The sequence below is a fragment of the Microbacterium testaceum StLB037 genome (assembly GCF_000202635.1).
GTDB classification, from domain to species: Bacteria; Actinomycetota; Actinomycetes; order Actinomycetales; family Microbacteriaceae; genus Microbacterium; species Microbacterium testaceum_F.
The window spans coordinates 2,232,921-2,250,350 of the sequence record NC_015125.1 but is presented as its reverse complement, the minus strand read 5'-3'; the positions used below and the strand labels follow the sequence as shown (position 1 = coordinate 2,250,350).

Below are 17,430 nucleotides of genomic sequence, written 5' to 3'. Positions count from 1 at the left end.
CGCGACCGCACCCCGTACCGACACCGTCGCCGTGACCACCCCCCGCGGTCCGCGACTCGCTCGCCGCTCCCCCACGAACAGCAAGAAGTCGCTCGTCCTGAGCATCGTCATGGGCCTGTACCTGCTGTATACGCTCGTCCCGCTGTTCTGGCTCCTCATCAACGCCACCAAGACCCAGGCCGACCTGTTCACGACCTTCGGCCTCGGACCCGGCAACAGCTTCGCGCTGTTCGACAACATCGCCGAGACGCTCACCTACCGCGACGGCATCTTCGTCCGGTGGCTCGGCAACACCCTGCTGTACGTCGTCGTGGGCGCGGGCGGAGCGACTCTGCTGGCCACCCTCGCGGGCTACGGTCTGGCGAAGTACAACTTCCGCGGGCGCAAGGCCGTGTTCGCGGTCGTCCTCGGCGCGATCGCGGTGCCCGGCACGGCGCTCGCGGTGCCGACGTTCCTGCTGTTCAGCCAGCTCGGGCTCACCAACACCCCGTGGGCGATCATCATCCCCTCGCTCATCAGCCCCTTCGGGCTCTACCTGATCTGGGTGTACGCGTCGGATGCCATTCCCACCGAGCTGCTCGAAGCCGCCCGCATGGACGGAGCCGGTGAGTTCCGCACCTTCTTCACGATCTCGATCCGCCTGCTGACGCCCGGCATCGTGACCGTGCTCCTGTTCGCGGTGGTCGCGACGTGGAACAACTACTTCCTGCCGTTGATCATGCTGAGCGACCCGCAGTGGTACCCGCTCACGGTCGGCCTGAACCAATGGAACGCCCAGGCGACCGGGGTCGCCGCGCAGCCCATCTACAACCTCGTCATCACGGGCTCGGTGCTCTCGATCATCCCGATCGTGGCCGCCTTCCTCGTGCTGCAACGCTTCTGGCAGTCCGGCCTCAGCGCCGGCAGCGTGAAGCAGTAAAGCGTCCCCCCTCCCGCACCCGGAGCGTCCTGCACCGGAATCCACAACAACACTCCACAACAACGAAGTGAAGGAAACCCCAATGACATTCATCCGCAAGGGCACCGCCGTTCGGCGGACCGTCTTCGCCCTGGCTGCGACCGCGCTCGCCGCGGGCGCGCTCACCGCCTGCTCGGGCGGCAGCACCAACGGCGGCGCGGCCGGCGGCGGCAGCGCCGACGACGTCGAGAAGGCCCTCGAGGCCGGCGGCGAGATCACGTACTGGTCCTGGACCCCCTCGGCCGAGGCCCAGGTCAAGGCGTTCGAGGCGAAGTACCCCAAGGTCAAGGTCAACTACGTCAACGCGGGCACCAACAAGGACGAGTACGCGAAGCTGCAGAACGCGATCAAGGCCGGCTCGGGCGCCCCCGACGTCGTGCAGATCGAGTACTACGCCTTCCCGCAGTTCGCGCTCTCGGACTCGCTCGTCGACCTCGCGCCCTACGGCTTCTCCGACCTCAAGGGCGACTACAGCCCCGGCACCTGGGGCTCCGTCGACTTCGACGGCAAGGTCTACGGCCTGCCGCAGGACTCGGGCCCCATGGCCCTCTTCTACAACAAGGCGGTCTTCGACCAGTACGGCATCAGCGTGCCGAAGACCTGGGACGAGTACCTCGCGGCGGCGCAGAAGCTGCACGCGGCCGACCCGACGAAGTACATCACCGCCGACACCGGCGACGCGGGCTTCACCACCAGCATGATCTGGCAGGCCGGCGGCACGCCGTTCACGACGTCGGGCACCGACGTCACCGTCAACCTGCAGGACGACGGCTCGAAGAAGTTCGCGAACAACTGGAACCGTCTCATCGAGGGCGGCCTGATCTCGGACACCCCGAGCTGGAGCGACGAGTGGTTCAAGGGCCTCGGTGACGGATCGATCGCCTCGCTCGTGATCGGCGCCTGGATGCCGGGCGTGCTCGAGTCCTCGGTTCCCGACGGCGCCGGCAAGTGGGCCGTCGCTCCCATCCCGACCTACGACGGCAAGGCCGTCACGGCCGAGAACGGCGGCGGTGGCCAGGCGGTCACGAAGCAGAGCAAGAACCCGGCCCTGGCGGCGGGCTTCCTCAAGTGGCTGAACAACGACGAAGAGAGCCTGAAGATCTTCGCCGAGTCCGGCGGCTTCCCGTCCACGACCGCTCAGCTGAGCGACCCCTCCTTCGTCGACAAGGCGTCGGACTACTTCGGTGGTCAGAAGATCAACGAGGTCCTCACGCAGGCCTCCAGCGAGGTGCGCGAGGGCTGGAGCTACCTGCCCTACCAGGTGTACGCGAACAGCATCTTCAACGACACCGTCGGCCAGGCGTACTCGACCAAGGGCGACCTGAACAAGGGCCTCAGCGCCTGGCAGGACCAGCTCGTGCAGTACGGCAACGAGCAGGGCTTCTCGGTCAACAAGTAAGCACGACCATCCGGGGGGCGGGTCGCATCGTTCGCGAGCGGTCCCGCCCCCTTCCTTTCCCTCCAGGAGAAACGCATGACCTCCCCCACCCGGATCGTCGTCGATCGAGACGCCCTCGGTGCGGTCGTCCCGCGCCGCCTGTTCGGCACGTTCGTCGAGCACATGGGCCGGTGCGTCTACGACGGCATCCACTCTCCCGGACACGAGACGGCGGATGCCGCGGGCTTCCGCGGTGACGTCCTCGCCCTGGTGCGCGAGCTCGGTGCCACCGTCGCTCGTTACCCCGGCGGCAACTTCGTGTCGGGGTACCGCTGGGAGGACGGGGTAGGTCCCCGCGACGAACGACCGGCGCGCCTGGATGCCGCGTGGCACAGCACCGAGACCAACCAGGTGGGTCTGCACGAATTCGCCGACTGGGCGGATGCCGCCGGCCTCGAGGTCATGGAAGCGGTCAACCTCGGCACGCGCGGCGTCGCCGAGGCAGCCGACCTGCTCGAGTACGCCAACCACCCCTCCGGCACCGCGCTGAGCGACCGCCGCCGCGACAACGGCCGCGAAGACCCCTTCGGCATCCGGCTGTGGTGCCTGGGTAACGAGATGGACGGGCCCTGGCAGATCGGCCACAAGACCGCCGAAGAGTACGGCCGCCTCGCCGCCGAGACCGCCCGCATGATGCGCTTCATCGACCCCACCGTCGAGCTCGTCGCCGCCGGCAGCTCGAACCACGAGATGCCCACCTTCGGCGAGTGGGAGCGCACGGTGCTCCGCCACACGGCGGGCCTCGTCGACCACATCTCGGTCCACGCCTACTACGAAGAAGACCCGACCGACCCGGCGAGCTTCCTCGCCAGCGGCGCGGCCCTCGACCGCTACATCGGCGAGGTCGCCGACATCATCGACGAGGTCGGCGCCACCACCCCCGACGGGCACCCGATCGGCATCAGCGTCGACGAGTGGAACGTCTGGAACCAGACCCGCTGGAACGAGGTCGACAAGCCCCGCGTCTTCACCGGCGACTGGCCGATCGCCCCGCGCCTGATCGAGGACGACTACACCGTCACCGACGCCGTCGTCGTCGGCTCGCTCCTCATCACCCTGATCCGCCGCTCGGACCGCGTGTCGATGGCGAACCTCGCCCAGCTGGTCAACGTCATCGCCCCCATCCGCACCGAGCCGGGCGGCGGGGCGGCGTGGCGTCAGAGCACGTTCCACCCCTTCAAGCTCACCGCCGAAGCGGCATCCGGTCGTGTCGTCGAACCCCGCGTCGAGGGGGCCACGATCGAGACCGCGCGCCACGGGGCCGTCGACGCGATCGACACCGTCGCCACCGTCGACGGACGCGACGTCACCGTCTTCCTCGCCCACCGAGACCTCGAGGCGTCGACCGAGATCGAGCTCGACCTCGGCGTGGTCGAGGGCATCGAAGCCATCGTCGTGACCATCCCCGAGGGCGGCGACCGGCACACCACCAACTCCGCGGGCGCCGAGCCCGTCGCTCCCGTCGCCCTCGATGTGCGGGTCGGCGAAGACGGCATCCTGCGCTTCACCCTCCCCGCCCTGGCCTGGGCGCGCCTACGCGCTCGCCTGGCCGGCTGACCCCCCACCCGAAAGACACCGTGACGACCTTCACCATCGGCGAAACCGACTTCCTGCTCGACGGGCGACCGCACCAGGTCATCTCGGGCACGCTGCACTACTTCCGCATCCACCCCGAGCACTGGGCCGACCGCATCCGCACCGCGAAGGCGATGGGGCTCAACACCATCGAGACCTACGTCGCGTGGAACGCGCACGAGCCCGTTCGCGGGGAGTGGGATGCCACGGGCTGGAACGACCTCGGGCGCTTCCTCGACCTCATCGCCGCCGAGGGACTGCACGCGATCGTGCGCCCCGGCCCGTACATCTGTGCGGAGTGGCACAACGGGGGGCTGCCGGTGTGGCTGACCTCGACGCCGGGGATCGGCATCCGTCGTTCCGAACCGCAGTTCGTCGAGGCCGTGTCGGAGTACCTGCGCCGCGTCTACGAGATCGTCGCTCCCCGTCAGATCGATCGCGGCGGCAACGTCGTGCTCGTGCAGATCGAGAACGAGTACGGCGCGTACGGCTCCGACAAGGAGTACCTGCGCGAGCTCGTGCGGGTGACGAAGGACGCCGGCATCACCGTGCCGCTGACCACCGTCGACCAGCCGATGCCGTGGATGCTCGAGGCGGGGAGCCTGCCCGAGCTGCACCTCACCGGCTCGTTCGGCTCGCGGTCGGCGGAGCGCCTCGCGACCCTGCGCGAGCACCAGCCGACCGGCCCGCTCATGTGCAGCGAGTTCTGGGACGGGTGGTTCGACTGGTGGGGCAGCATCCACCACACGACAGACCCCGCGGCATCCGCCCACGATCTCGACGTGCTGCTCGCGGCCGGAGCGTCCGTCAACATCTACATGGTGCACGGCGGCACGAACTTCGGCACGACGAACGGGGCGAACGACAAGGGCCGCTTCGACCCGATCGTCACGTCGTACGACTACGACGCCCCGATCGACGAATCCGGCCACCCCACGGCGAAGTTCCACGCGTTCCGCGAGGTCATCGCGAAGTACGCGCCGGTCTCGGGCGACGTGCCGCCGGCGCGACCGGCCGCGCCCGCGTTCGAGGCGGCGCTGACCGCCGAAGGCGACTGGATGCCGTCGGCACAGGATGCCGAGCCCACGGACGCCCCGCGGACGTTCGAGCAGCTCGGGCACCTCGGCGCCCTCGTGCGCTACGACGTCGACCTGCCTGCGCTCCCCGACGACCGCGCCGTGCTCGCCGCCGCGGAGGTGCGCGACCTCGCGTGGATCGAGGTGGACGGCGTGCCGGTCGGGCGCCTGTCGCGCTCGCTGAACGAGCGCGCTCTCGCGATCCCCACGGGCACCCGGCTCACCGTGGTCGTCGAGGACCAGGGCCGCGTGAACTACGCCGACCGGCTCGGCGAGGCGAAGGGGCTCATCGGCCCCGTGACGCTCAACGGCTCCCCGCTGACGGGCTGGCTGTCGACGCCCGTCGACGTCACGGCCGTCACCGGGGCCGGGGGCGACGGGATCGGGCGCGCGGCGTTCCGCGGCTCGTTCGACCTCGACGCCCCGGCCGACCTGTTCCTCGACACCTCCGCCTGGGGCAAGGGCTACGCGTTCGTCAACGGGTTCTTCCTGGGCCGCTACTGGCGCACCACCCCGCAGAACACCCTGTACGTCCCCGGCCCCGCGACCCGCGCGGGCGCGAACGAGATCGTCGTGCTCGAGCTCGAGCAGGTGGGCGAGACCGTCGCACGCTTCGTCGCGGAGCCGTCACTGGGGCAACTCGAGGAGTAGCGGCATCCCGCCACGAGAACAGGGGATGCCGTGGGGACAGGGGAATCGTTCGCGAAGCGCCCTGGCCTCGTGGCATCCCCTGTTCTCGTGGCGCAAGCCCGCCCCGAGGTTGGGTGGGTGAAGTACCGTCGAGAGGCGCGAGCGCGCGGGGGAAGGACGCAACGATGCCGTTGTTCGAGATGGAGGCGAGCCCCCGCGGGCGCATGCGCGTCTTCCTCCGTGCGCAGTTCCCGTTCCTCCTCGCCGTCGTCTTCATGGTCGGCATCGCGGGCCTCACGGAACCGGCGACGCTGACGGCGCCTGTCGTCATCGCGGGCTTCCTCCTGACCATCGTCGCGAGCGTGCTCTCGCTCGTGGTGCCCTGGGAGCGGCTGCCGCGCGGGTGGATGATGCTCATCGCGGGGCTCGACTTCGTGGCCGTGGCGCTCATCCGCGCCGAACTGCTGCCCCTGTTCCCGTCCGTCTCGGTGCTCGCGATGTTCCCGGTGCTGTGGCTCGCCTACGGCTTCCCCTGGTACGGGATCATCGCGGCGGTGTTCGGAGCGGGATTCATCACGTCGTTCCGCTTCGCGTACGTGGGCTCCTGGCCGTCGTCGCCGACCGAATGGGCGAACGTCGTGATCATGCCGACGTTCATCGTGGGCGTCGCCGTCATCGTGTTCGTCGCCGCCCGCCAGCTTCGGCGTCGTTCACGACAGGTGATGCGGGCCGCCCGCGCCCAGGCGGACGCGCTGGAGGATGCCCGCGACACCGAGGCGGTCGCCCTCGGCATCGTCGACACGGTGAGCGCCGGGGTCGTGTTCTACGACGCGGAGGGGCACCTGGAGGTGGCCAACGAGCGGGCGCACCACTTCGCGGAACTCGGGGGATTCCGCCTCGATGAGCCGCCGATGGCGGGGCGAACCGTCTTCAGCGCCGACCGCTCCACGGTCGTGCCCGCGAACGAGCAGGTCATCCCCCGCGCGCTGGCGGGGGAGGCGGTCAGCGACCGGTTCGAATGGTGGGGCCCCGAGGAAGCCGCCGTCGCCGTGCTGGCCTCGTCGGGCCGCGTCCACCGACCCGACGGAGCCGTGCGAGGGACCGTGGTCGTCATCTACGACACCACGGTGCTCGCGGAAGCGATCGAGCTGCGAGAGCAGTTCCTGCGGACCGTCTCTCACGAGCTCCGCACGCCCCTGACGAGCATCACCGGGTTCCTCGATCTCATCGAGGAGGAGGTCGACCCGGAGAACACTCGCCTGCGGCGCCACATCGACGTCGTCACCCGGCGGACGGCCGATCTCTCGCGCCGGGTGCGCGACCTCTTCGCCGCGAGCGAGAGTGAGAAGACGTTGCGTCGGGAGGACGTGGACCTCGGTGACGTCGTCGGCGCCGCCGTCGCCGAAGCCGGGGCGCTCGCCGAGGCCCGCGGACACACCATCGACACCGCCGCCACCGGTCCGACCCCGGCGCGCCTCGACCGCGCCCAGGTCGTCGTCGCGGTCGCGGAGCTGCTCACGAACGCCGTGAAGTTCGGCATCCCGTCCGCCCCCATCACCGTGTCGTACGGCGTCCGCGACGGTCGCGCCGTCCTGGCGGTGACCAACTCCGGCCCGGGACTCGCGCGGACCGAGCAGCGCCGGGCCTTCGAGCGGTTCTACCGCGGGTCGCTCGCGCGCACGGGCGAGATCCAGGGCTTCGGGCTCGGACTCACGAACGTCCGCGCGATCGCCGTCGCGCACGGCGGGACGGTCCGCATCGACAGTGTGCCCGACGAGCGGACGACCGTGACGCTGGATCTGCCCGCGGGATAGCGGGCGCGGGGCGACGCGCGAGGCGGAGGGGTCAGGCGTCGACGGCGCGGGCGCGGAGGAGGATGAGCCGGTCGACGTCGGTCAGGGGTGTGGCCACGCCGATCGTCTCGAGGCTCGCGCCGGTGAGGGTCACCCCCGCGGCCATCCAGGCGGGCACAGGATGCCGCGTGCTGTCCGGCGCCGAGGGCTCCTGCACCGTCACGCGATAGCGACGCTCGGGATCGAGGCCCGGGAGCGTGATGCGACCGAGCGGCCACTGCGCCGAGTGGTCGACGGTGCTCATCCGGTACAGGGCGTCGCTGCCGTCGTGTGCCACGACGCCCTCGACCTCGACCGCCGGGTTCGTGCCGTCGGCGTGGACGACCGTACCGTGGTGCAGGAGCGGGCGGAGCTCCTTGTGCAGCTCGATCCAGCGCCGCAGCTGCGCGAGCTGGGCGGGGTCCGCCTTCGCGAGGTCCCATTCCACGCCGAAGTGCCCGAACAGGGCCGTGCCGGCACGGAAGTCGAGGTCGAGCACCCGCCCGGTCGTGTGGTCGCGGTCGGCACCCACGTGCGTGCCGAGCAGCTCCGGCGGGAGCAGGAGCGAGCTCCAGCGCTGCAGGCGCTGTCGCTCGTGCGCGTCGATGCAGTCCGACACCCAGACGCGGTCGGCGTGCTGCATGACACCCAGGTCGATACGCCCGCCCCCGGCCGAGCACGACTCGATCTCCAGCCCCGGGTGGCGGCGCTTGAGCTCGTCCATCAGGCGATACGCCGCGAGCGTCTGCGCGTGGACCCCGGGCGTGTGATCCGGGCCGTGACCCGCGTCCACGAGGGGACGGTTGTGGTCCCACTTCAGGTAGTCGATCCGGTGGCGCTCGATGACGGTCGACATCGCGTCGAGGACGTACGCGAACGCCTCCTCGCGACCGAGGTCGAGCACGTGCTGGTTGCGAGAGGGCAACCCGGGCCCGTGCGAGCTCTGCAGGACCCATTCCGGATGCCGTCGGGCGAGGTGCGAATCGAGGTTGACCATCTCGGGCTCGAACCACAGACCGAACTGCATGCCGAGGCCGTGCACGTGATCCGCCAGCGGGCCGAGCCCGTCCGGCCAGACATCGGCGTCGACCTGCCAGTCGCCGAGTCCCGCCGTGTCGTCGCGGCGCCCGGTGAACCAGCCGTCGTCGAGGACGAAGCGCTCCACACCGAGCTCGGCCGCGCGATCGGCGAGGTCGCGCAACCGCGCGAGGTCGTGCTCGAAGTACACCGCCTCCCACGTGTTGAGGATGATCGGACGCTCGACGCGCGGGTGCGACGGGCGCGCGCGCAGATACTCGTGGAAGCGGTGGGAGAGCGCGTCGAGCCCGCGCCCCCACGACCCCATCAGCCACGGGGATTCGTGACTCTCGCCCGGCGCGAGGACGATCTCGCCGGGAAGCGGCTTCTCGCCGCCGCTCAGCATCCGCCAGCCGGTCGCGGTCCGCTCCGCCGACACCGCCCCGTTCCCCGACCAGGCGAGGTGAACTCCCCAGACGAGCCCGCGCCGGAAGCCGAAGCCGGTCTCGCCGGCGCACAGGACGGTGGCCGAGTCGTGCCCGGGGCGCCCTCCCCAGGCCTCGCGCGTCCAGCGCCCCTGTCGGAACGCTCCCCGCTGCGGGTGGCGTTCGTGGGCGTGACGCCCGGTCATGTCGAGGATCTCGTCGGCGACGGCGGGTACGGGGAGCGCGGGCTCCAGCACCGTGAGCTCGTAGTCGGCGTCGCCGAGGTTGCGCACCCCGGCCCGCACGCGCACGAGACCCGACGGCTCGAGGAGCAGCTCGGTGGTGACCTCGAGGCGGTCGACCTCGTCGACGGCCACGCTCACGAGACGTGCGGGTTCGCCGGGGGTGTCACCGACGTCGTGGGTGACCGTGCTCGGGTCGAAGGACCAGGCGCGGCCGGCGCGACTCCCCCGGAGTCCCGGATGCCCGAGCCAGCCTCGACTGTGTAACGGGAGAACGCCCACCTGCGGCTGCGCCTGCACGAGCGAGTCTCCGACCGGTCCTGCCGTCGCGACGAGCAGTTCGTCCTCGTCGCCCGCCGGGACCTCGGGACCCCAGTGCAGGATCGTGGGCAGGGCGTCGTCGTCGAGCCGGACGATGAGGCTGGTGCCCCCGCGACGGACATGGACGGCCCGCGGGCCGGCGGCGGTGGTCATGGTCATGGAACTCGTCCCGGGTCGAGGGAGCGGCGACGCGCATCCCGCTTTAACGATCGCTTTAACGATCAACCGCTCTATCCTGAAACCCCCACGAGAGGTTGTCAACCGCGATGTCCGACGCACTCCCCCCGCACCGGCGCGGCGGCTCCCGCCCGCGCATCGTCGACGTCGCGCGGGCCGCGGGCGTGTCCGCTCAGACGGTGTCCAACGTCCTCAACGAGCGCCCCGGCTTCACGCCCGAAACCCGCGAGCGCGTCCTGGCAGCGGTCCGCAGCACCGGCTACATCCCCGACCCGGCCGGGCGCCACCTGCGCACGGGCCGCTCCCGCCGCGTGGGGTTCAGCATGTCGCGGAGCGACCTCGACCCGCGGAACCCCTTCACCCTGGCGTTCCTGGATGCCGTGCTCTCCACGGCCGCGCAACTCGATCAGCGCGTGCTCGTCTACACGCACGACGTCCACGTCGAGGGGGCGTTCCGCGCCGACGCGGGGCGCGGAGAGACGGACGGATTCGTCCTCGCCAACAGCGCTCCCGGCGATCCGCGCGTCGCGATCCTCGAGGAACTCGGCATCCCGTACGCCCTCATGGGGCGGACACTCCCCGCACAGGCCCAGGCGTGGGTCGACATCGACAACGCCGCGGCCATCGCCTCGGCGGTGGATCACGTGATCGCCGCCGGTCGCTCGCGCATCGCGTACGTGGGGCACGACAGCGACGTGCCCTGGATCCGCGAGCGCGAGCGCGGCTTCGTCGACGCCCTCGAGCGGCACGGACTCTCACTGCCCGCCCCCTGGCGCCTGACCGGATCCGTCGCGCAGCTCCGGGACCGTCTCGACGCGGTGTTCGCGGGGGCGGAGATCCGTCCCGATGCCCTCGTCACGGCGAGCGATTCCCTCGCCCTCCTCACCGTCGACGTCGCCCGCCGCCACGGCATCGCCGTGGGATCCGAGCTCGCGGTGACGGGATTCGACGGGGGCGCGCTCGCCACCCTCGCCCGCCCGCACCTCACGACGGTCGAGATTCCCGTGCCCGCGATCGCCGACCGCGTAGTGCGCCGCCTGCTCGGGAGGATCGACGGCACCGACGACGCGGCATCCGGTGAGATCTTCGCGACACGGCTGGTGGTGGCGGAGAGCGCCTGACCGCGCACGGTGGTCGCCGGGGTCGGCGACTCCCCGCGACGGCGCTCAGGCGGACGCGCGCCAGACGATGGGCGCGTCCAGCAGGATGCCGTCGGCCTCGGCGATCCCGCCCGAGAGCTGCAGCAGCACGGCTTCTGCGGCAGCCGCCCCCAGCCCCTCGGCCGGCTGGTCCACCGTGCTCAGCTGCGGATCGGTCCGCGAGGCCCATGCGCTGTCGTCGAAGCCGACGACGCCGACGTCGTCGGGCACACGCCGTCCGGCCGCGCGCAGAGCCTGCAGAGCGCCGGCTGCGACGGCATCCGATGCTCCGAAGACGGCGTCGATGTTGGGCGCTCGCTCGAGAAGGCGACGCATCCCGGCCTCGCCGTCGGCGTAGGCGTAGAGCGGAACCGACTCCACCAGGTTCTCGTCGAAATCGTCACCGAGGGCGTCGCGGAAGCCGGCGAGGCGGTCGCTGCCCGAGTCGCGGTCGAGGGCGGCGGCGATCATGCCGATACGGCGGCGACCAGTCTCGCGCAGGCGCTGCGTGAGGGCGCGCGCCGCGCCGTGATTGTCGATGCCGACCCAGGGGCGATTGATGCCGGGCGGGTGACCGACGTAGGCGACGGGGAGTCCGAGGCGCTCGACCACGTCGGTGATCGGATCGTGATGGCGGGCCGAGACGATCACGGCGCCGTCGACGAAGCCGCCGCTGAGGTAGCGGGCCACCCGGTCGGTGTCGCGCTCGGTGTCGACGACCACGCACACCATCTGGTAGTCGGCGTTGGACAGCGCGGTGTTCGCCCCGAGCATGATCCCGCCGATGTTGGGATCCTCGAGGAACAGCGAGTGCGGTTCGTGCACGATGAAGCCGACCGCCTGGGTGCGCTGGCGGACGAGGTTGCGCGCCGCCGTGTTGGGCACGTAACCCACCTCGCGGATCGCGGTCTGGATCGCCTCGCGGGCCTGTTCGGAGACGTAGCCGCCGTTGAGCACACGGCTCACGGTTCCGCGCGACACCCCCGCGACCTTGGCCACATCGTGCACCGTGCTGCGCCGGCGCCCAGGCGGAGGAGGCGTCATGAGCGCAAGCCTATCGGGCGGTCCGAGTTGACGCGGCGGGTCCGGGATGCCACTATGTGCACGTTCACACATTTACAGACCGCATTTCCGTCGGCCTCGTGTGTGCACGTTCACACAACCCCGCAAAGGAGCGCGCCCCGGATGCTCGCCGTCGACCGCCTGGCCCCCGAGACCCGTCAGGGCTCCCCTCTGGAGCCGCTGACCCGCGACGGCCTCGTCTTCGGGTGCGACTACAACCCCGAGCAGTGGGACCGCGCCGTCTGGGACGAGGACATGCGCCTCATGCGGCAGGCCGGCGTCTCGCTCGTCGCGGTCAACATCTTCGGCTGGTCGTGGATCAACCCGGCGCCGGGCGTGTGGTCCTTCGACGAGCTCGACGAGGTCATGGACCTCGCCCACGCGCACGGCATCCGCGTGAACCTCGGCACGGCCACGGCCTCCCCCGCTCCCTGGGTGACCACGCGGCATCCGGAGATCCTGCCCGTCGCCGAAGACGGCACGCGCCGCTTCCCGGGCGGTCGCCAGGCGTACTGCCCGAGCTCGCCCGTGTTCCGCGCCTACGCGGCCGAGGTCAGCCGCCGGGTCGTCGAACGCTACGCCGACCACCCCGCCCTTGCCATGTGGCACGTCTCGAACGAGCTCGGATGCCACAACTCCCTCTGCTACTGCGACGCCAGCGCCGCGGCCTTCCGGGGATGGCTCGAAGCACGCTACGGGTCGATCGCCGCGCTCAACACCGCGTGGGGCACGTCGTTCTGGAGCCAGCGGTACGGCGCCTGGGACGAGATCCTCCCCCCGATGACCGCGCTGTCGCTGCGGAACCCCGCGCAGCTGCTCGACTTCCAGCGCTTCTCCTCCGACCAGCAGCTCGAGCTGTACCGCGCGGAGGCCGAGGCCATCCGCCGGCACAGCACCGCCCCCGTCACGACGAACTTCATGGTGACCGCCCACATCCGCACCCTCGACTACTGGTCGTGGGCGGGCGAGATGGACGTCATCGCGAACGACCACTACCTCGACCGTCGGCTCGCCGACCCCACCGCGGAGCTGTCGTTCGCCGCGGATCTGACCCGCGGCCTCGCGGGCGGTACCCCGTGGCTGCTCATGGAGACCTCGACCGGTGCGGTGAACTGGCAGCCGCACAACCTCGCCAAGGGCGAGGGCGAGCTGCTCCGCAACGTCGTCTCGCACGTCGCCCGCGGTGCCGACGGCATCTGCTTCTTCCAGTGGCGGGCCTCGGCACAGGGGGCCGAGAAGTTCCACTCCGCCCTGCTGCCCCACGCCGGCACCGACACCGCGCAGTGGCGCACCGTGCTCGAGGTGGGCGAGACCCTCCGGCGGCTCCAGCCGGTCGCCGGCTCTCAGGTGCACTCCGACGCCGCGCTGCTGTTCGACTGGGAGAGCTGGTGGTCGCTCGAAAACGAGGGACGCCCCAGTGAGGACGTGCGCTACCTCGACCAGGTGCACGCCGCGCACGCGGCGCTGACCGGCTCGGGCGTGAGCGTCGACGTCGTCTCCGCGCACGATGAGCTGACCGGGTACCGCCTGGTGGTGGTCCCCGCGCTGCACCTCGTGCGCGACGAGGACGCCGCCCGCATCGCCCGCTTCGTCGAGGACGGCGGCACGGCCGTCATCACCTTCGCGAGCGGCATCGTGGACGAGGACGACCGGGTGCGTCTCGGCGGGTACCCCGGCGCTTTCCGCGACCTGCTCGGGATCGTCTCGGAGGAGTTCGCCCCCCTCGGTCCCGGTCAGACGGTCACTCTCGACGACGGCGGCACCGCCTCGGTGTGGGCCGAACGCCTGCGCGTCACCGACGCCGAGGTCGACGCCCGCTTCCTCGACGGACCGGCGGCGGGCCTTCCCGCCCGCACCCGCCGCGCGGTCGGCGAGGGCAGCGCGTGGTACCTCGCGACCCTGCCCTCCGCCGCCGACTACCGCGCCCTGCTCTCCCGCGCGGCACAGGATGCCGGCATCCCGACCACTCCCGTTCCGCTCGGCGTCGACGTCATCCGGCGCGTCAGCGCGGACCGGGCGTTCCTGTTCGTCATCAACCACACCACCGACACCGTCGAGATCGCCGCGCGCGGCCGCGATGCGATCAGCGGCGAGGCCATCGCCGGCCCCGTCCGCGTGGCCGGCGGTGCCGTCCGCATCATCGAGGAGGCCTCGTGACCACCACCGTCCCCGCCCCGGCGCGCGCGGAACGACCGAGCGTTCCGCACCCGCGGCGCCCGCGCGTGCCGTTCAAGGGCGCGATCGCGGCGCTGCTCGCGCCGTTCGCGGTCCTGTTCCTGCTGTTCTACGTGCTGCCGATCATCTTCGCGATCGGGCAGTCGCTCCTCGTCGTCCGTCGCGAGGGCACCTTCGGCAAGGCCGAACTCGTCTTCGGCGGGCTCGCGCAGTACGCGCTGGTCTTCCAGGACGAGGCGTTCTGGACCTCGATGCTGCGCATGCTCACCTTCGGCGTCGTCCAGGTGCCGGTCATGCTCGGGCTCGCCCTCGTCTTCGCGCTGCTGCTGGACTCGCCCCTGCTCAAGGGCAAGCGCTTCTTCCGCCTCGCCTTCTTCGTGCCCTACGCCGTCCCGGGCGTGATCGCCGCGATCATGTGGGGCTCGCTGTTCTCGCCGAACCTGTCGCCCTTCACCGCTCTGACGAAGAACGTCGACTTCCTGGGCGCCGACCTCGTGCTGTGGTCGATCGCGAACGTCGTGACCTGGGTCTACGTCGGCTACAACATGCTGATCATCTACTCGTCGCTGCTGTCGATCCCCAGCGAGATCTACGAGGCGGCCCGCCTCGACGGGGCCGGGCAGTTCCGCATCGCGTGGTCGATCAAGATTCCGCTCGTGCGTCCCGCGATCGTCATGACCGCGATCTTCTCGATCATCGGCACGCTGCAGCTGCTCGCCGAGCCGCAGGTGTTCCGCTCGTTCAGCTCGGCGGTCACCAGCACCTTCACCCCGAACATGACCGTCTACGCGACGGCATCCATCCCCAACGCGAACCTCGCCGCGGCGTTCTCGGTCGTGCTGGCCGTGACGACCTTCGTCCTGTCGTTCGGGTTCATGAAGTGGATGCAGAAGAAGGGCAACGCATGAGCGCCGTCACCACCCCTCGCCCCCGCGCCGACCGTTCCGGGGCAGCCCGCTCCGGCGCGCCCCGCCCGGGAGCCTCGCGTCCGGGCGCCTCCCGCTCGCGCGCGATCCGGGAGCCGCTCGTCTCGCGCACCTCGGCGATGCTCGTCATGGCCGTGTTCACGGTCTACTTCCTGCTGCCGCTGTGGTGGCTGCTGGTGGCCTCGAGCAAGAGCACCGGCGACATCCTCACGACGAACCCGCTGTGGTTCGCCGACATGCGCCTGTTCTCGAACATCGGCGACCTGTTCGCCTACCGCGACGGCATCTTCCTCCGCTGGCTCGGCAACTCGCTGCTGTACGCCGGGCTCGGCGGAGCGGTGGCGACGCTGCTCGCGGCGATGGCCGGCTACGCGCTGGCGAAGTACCGCTTCCCGGGACGCGAGCTCATCTTCGACGTCGTCCTCGGCGGTGTGCTCGTCCCGGCGACCGCGCTGGCCCTTCCGCTGTTCCTCATCTTCAGCCAGGTGCAGCTGACGAACACGTTCTGGGCGGTGTTCCTGCCCTCGCTGGTCAGCCCGTTCGGGGTCTACCTCGCGCGCATCTTCGCGGCATCCTCCGTCCCCGATGAGTTGCTCGAAGCGAGCCGACTCGACGGGGCGGGCGAGATCCGCACGTTCTTCACCGTGAGCCTGCGCCTGATGAGCCCGGCGCTGGTGACGATGTTCCTCTTCCAGTTCGTCGCGATCTGGAACAACTTCTTCCTGCCGCTGATCATGCTGCGCAGCGAAGAGCTCTTCCCCGTGGTCTTCGGTCTCTACGGCTGGAACAACCAGCTCAACCAGATCCCGGAGCTGCGCGGTCTCGTGCTGATCGGCGCCCTGCTGTCGGTCATCCCCCTCATCGTCATCTTCCTGCTCCTTCAGCGCTTCTGGCGCAACGGTCTCGGGACCGGCGCCCTGAAGTGATCCCTCCGGCGACTCCGGTCGCCCCGATCCCGGGCGGAAAGGCCCGTCCGGGTACCCAGAGAAAGGCACTCACATGAAGCACAAGCTCTTCACAGCGACGGCGGGAGTCGCCCTGTCGGCGCTCCTGCTCGCCGGTTGCGCCGGCGGAGGAAGCAGCAGTGGCGACGGCGCCGCAGCCGCGGCCGATTGCGCACCCTCCGACGGCCCCGTCACCCTCGAGTTCACCTCGTGGATCCCGGGGATCGAGAAGGTCGTCGACATGTGGAACACCGAGAACCCGGACATCCAGGTCAAGGTGCAGACGGGCCCCAACGGCAACAACGGCACGTACCAGAACTTCTTCAACCAGATCGCCGCGGGCAACGCTCCTGACCTCGGCCAGATCGAGTACGACGCCCTGCCGAACTTCCTCGTCCAGGACGGCGTGGAGAACATCGCGGGCTGCTCCGACGTGGTCGCCGCGAAGGACCAGTTCGTCGGCTGGGCGTGGAACCAGGTCGCGCTCGGCGGCGAGGGCGGCGTCTACGGCATCCCCCAGGACATCGGCCCGATGGGCCTGTTCTACCGCTCCGACCTGTTCGAGAAGAACAACATCCCCGTTCCCACCACCTGGGACGAGTACACCGAGGCCGCGAAGAAGATCCGCGCGCTCGGCGGCTACATCACCAACTTCTCGCAGTCCGACATCAACCAGTTCGCCGGCTTCGTGTGGCAGGCGGGCGGGCAGTGGTTCGGCAACGACGCCGACGGCTGGACGGTCTCGCTGACCGACCCGGCGTCGAAGAAGGTCGCCGACTACTGGCAGTCGCTCATCGATCAGGACCTCGTCTCGACCTACCCGGCGTGGACCGACGAGTGGAACAACGCCTACAACTCCAGCCAGGTGTGGACCTGGAACTCCGCCGTGTGGGGCGCGAACTCCATCTCGAGCGGTGCTCCCGACACGGCCGGTAACTGGTCGGTCGCGGACCTTCCGCAGTGGAAGGCCGGAGACGCGGTCTCGGGCAACTGGGGCGGTTCGTCGATCGCCGTCCTCAAGGGCAGCAAGCACCCCTACGAGGCGACGAAGTTCGCGCTGTGGCTGAACACCTCGACCGAGGCGCTCACCGCGCTGAACGAAGAGGCGAACATCTACCCCGCCACCACCGAGGGCCTCAAGCTCCCCTCGCTCGCGAAGGGCGTCGACTTCTACGGCGGCCAGAAGATCTACGACGTCTTCGCCAAGGCAGCCACCGAGGTCACCCCCGACTTCGTCTGGGGACCGACGATGACCAAGACCTACGCCGACGTCTCCGACGGCTTCAAGGCGGCGGTCAGCGGGAGCGGCACCCTCGCCGACGCCCTCCAGAAGGGTCAGGATGCCACGATCACCGCCCTCGAGTCGCAGTCGATCCCGGTGAAGAAGTAACAGTTCCCCCCGGGGAGGCGCCCGCGGATGCTCCGGCATCCGCGGGCGTTTTCCGTCTCCGGATGCCATCGGGGCTGCGGGGGCGGGCCGGCTCGGACCACCC

At 70.3% G+C, this 17,430-nt stretch carries 12 protein-coding genes; 10 read left to right on the top strand and 2 right to left on the bottom strand.

All coding sequences use genetic code 11. The features are described 5' to 3' along the window. Nucleotides 1–109 precede the first annotated feature (109 nt). From MTES_RS10185 to MTES_RS10165, 5 genes are all read left to right on the top strand, one after another. Nucleotides 110–919, top strand: a complete 810-nt coding sequence (locus MTES_RS10185) for a carbohydrate ABC transporter permease (protein ID WP_050901858.1) — start codon at nucleotides 110–112, stop codon at nucleotides 917–919. Between the two features lie 82 nt (nucleotides 920–1,001). Next, entirely contained in the window at nucleotides 1,002–2,357 is a 1,356-nt protein-coding gene (locus tag MTES_RS10180; RefSeq protein ID WP_013585170.1) for an ABC transporter substrate-binding protein, read from the top strand. Nucleotides 2,358–2,432: 75 nt separating this feature from the next. Beyond that, complete coding sequence (locus MTES_RS10175; protein WP_013585169.1) at nucleotides 2,433–3,953, top strand: alpha-N-arabinofuranosidase; 1,521 nt, start codon at nucleotides 2,433–2,435, stop codon at nucleotides 3,951–3,953. A 20-nt stretch (nucleotides 3,954–3,973) separates the two neighbouring features. After that, entirely contained in the window at nucleotides 3,974–5,698 is a 1,725-nt protein-coding gene (locus tag MTES_RS10170; RefSeq protein WP_013585168.1) for a glycoside hydrolase family 35 protein, read from the top strand. Nucleotides 5,699–5,862: 164 nt separating this feature from the next. Next, complete coding sequence (locus tag MTES_RS10165) at nucleotides 5,863–7,491, top strand: sensor histidine kinase (RefSeq protein ID WP_013585167.1); 1,629 nt, start codon at nucleotides 5,863–5,865, stop codon at nucleotides 7,489–7,491. A gap of 31 nt (nucleotides 7,492–7,522) precedes the next feature. On the opposite strand, the gene MTES_RS10160 is transcribed toward MTES_RS10165, so the two are convergent. Further along, nucleotides 7,523–9,673, bottom strand: a complete 2,151-nt coding sequence (locus tag MTES_RS10160; RefSeq protein WP_013585166.1) for an alpha-galactosidase — start codon at nucleotides 9,671–9,673, stop codon at nucleotides 7,523–7,525. Between the two features lie 107 nt (nucleotides 9,674–9,780). On the opposite strand from MTES_RS10160, the gene MTES_RS10155 reads away from it, so the two are divergent. Further along, a complete protein-coding gene (locus tag MTES_RS10155; RefSeq protein WP_013585165.1) occupies nucleotides 9,781–10,812 on the top strand; it encodes a LacI family DNA-binding transcriptional regulator in 1,032 nt (343 codons plus the stop codon). A 45-nt stretch (nucleotides 10,813–10,857) separates the two neighbouring features. Here MTES_RS10155 and MTES_RS10150 read toward each other — a convergent pair whose 3' ends face one another. Next, the gene (locus tag MTES_RS10150; RefSeq protein ID WP_013585164.1) at nucleotides 10,858–11,874 is read right to left on the bottom strand and encodes a LacI family DNA-binding transcriptional regulator; all 1,017 of its coding nucleotides are present in this window, start codon (nucleotides 11,872–11,874) and stop codon (nucleotides 10,858–10,860) included. Between the two features lie 141 nt (nucleotides 11,875–12,015). Between MTES_RS10150 and MTES_RS10145 the strand changes: the two genes are divergently transcribed. The 4 genes from MTES_RS10145 to MTES_RS10130 all read left to right on the top strand — a co-directional run bounded on the left by MTES_RS10145 (nucleotide 12,016) and on the right by MTES_RS10130 (nucleotide 17,327). After that, on the top strand, nucleotides 12,016–14,049 hold the full coding sequence (locus MTES_RS10145) for a beta-galactosidase (RefSeq protein WP_013585163.1): 2,034 nt from the start codon (nucleotides 12,016–12,018) through the stop codon (nucleotides 14,047–14,049). After that, the gene (locus MTES_RS10140; RefSeq protein WP_013585162.1) at nucleotides 14,046–14,975 is read left to right on the top strand and encodes a carbohydrate ABC transporter permease; all 930 of its coding nucleotides are present in this window, start codon (nucleotides 14,046–14,048) and stop codon (nucleotides 14,973–14,975) included. Before MTES_RS10145 ends, MTES_RS10140 begins: the two co-directional genes overlap by 4 nt. Then, nucleotides 14,972–15,919, top strand: coding sequence for a carbohydrate ABC transporter permease (locus MTES_RS10135; RefSeq protein WP_013585161.1), 948 nt, complete (start codon nucleotides 14,972–14,974; stop codon nucleotides 15,917–15,919). The genes MTES_RS10140 and MTES_RS10135 overlap by 4 nt, the downstream gene beginning before the upstream one ends. A 73-nt stretch (nucleotides 15,920–15,992) precedes the next feature. Then, nucleotides 15,993–17,327: an extracellular solute-binding protein gene (locus MTES_RS10130; protein WP_013585160.1), complete on the top strand. Its 1,335-nt coding sequence runs from the start codon at nucleotides 15,993–15,995 to the stop codon at nucleotides 17,325–17,327. Nucleotides 17,328–17,430 lie beyond the last annotated feature (103 nt).

Bases quoted from the DNA above. Each gene is read 5' to 3' on its own strand.
- MTES_RS10185 (WP_050901858.1), top strand. From the start codon at position 110: ATGGGCCTGTACCTGCTGTATACGCTCGTCCCGCTGTTCTGGCTCCTC.
- MTES_RS10180 (WP_013585170.1), top strand. From the start codon at position 1,002: ATGACATTCATCCGCAAGGGCACCGCCGTTCGGCGGACCGTCTTCGCC.
- MTES_RS10175 (WP_013585169.1), top strand. From the start codon at position 2,433: ATGACCTCCCCCACCCGGATCGTCGTCGATCGAGACGCCCTCGGTGCG.
- MTES_RS10165 (WP_013585167.1), top strand. From the start codon at position 5,863: ATGCCGTTGTTCGAGATGGAGGCGAGCCCCCGCGGGCGCATGCGCGTC.
- MTES_RS10160 (WP_013585166.1), bottom strand. From the start codon at position 9,673: ATGACCATGACCACCGCCGCCGGCCCGCGGGCCGTCCATGTCCGTCGC.
- MTES_RS10155 (WP_013585165.1), top strand. From the start codon at position 9,781: ATGTCCGACGCACTCCCCCCGCACCGGCGCGGCGGCTCCCGCCCGCGC.
- MTES_RS10150 (WP_013585164.1), bottom strand. From the start codon at position 11,874: ATGACGCCTCCTCCGCCTGGGCGCCGGCGCAGCACGGTGCACGATGTG.
- MTES_RS10145 (WP_013585163.1), top strand. From the start codon at position 12,016: ATGCTCGCCGTCGACCGCCTGGCCCCCGAGACCCGTCAGGGCTCCCCT.
- MTES_RS10135 (WP_013585161.1), top strand. From the start codon at position 14,972: ATGAGCGCCGTCACCACCCCTCGCCCCCGCGCCGACCGTTCCGGGGCA.
- MTES_RS10130 (WP_013585160.1), top strand. From the start codon at position 15,993: ATGAAGCACAAGCTCTTCACAGCGACGGCGGGAGTCGCCCTGTCGGCG.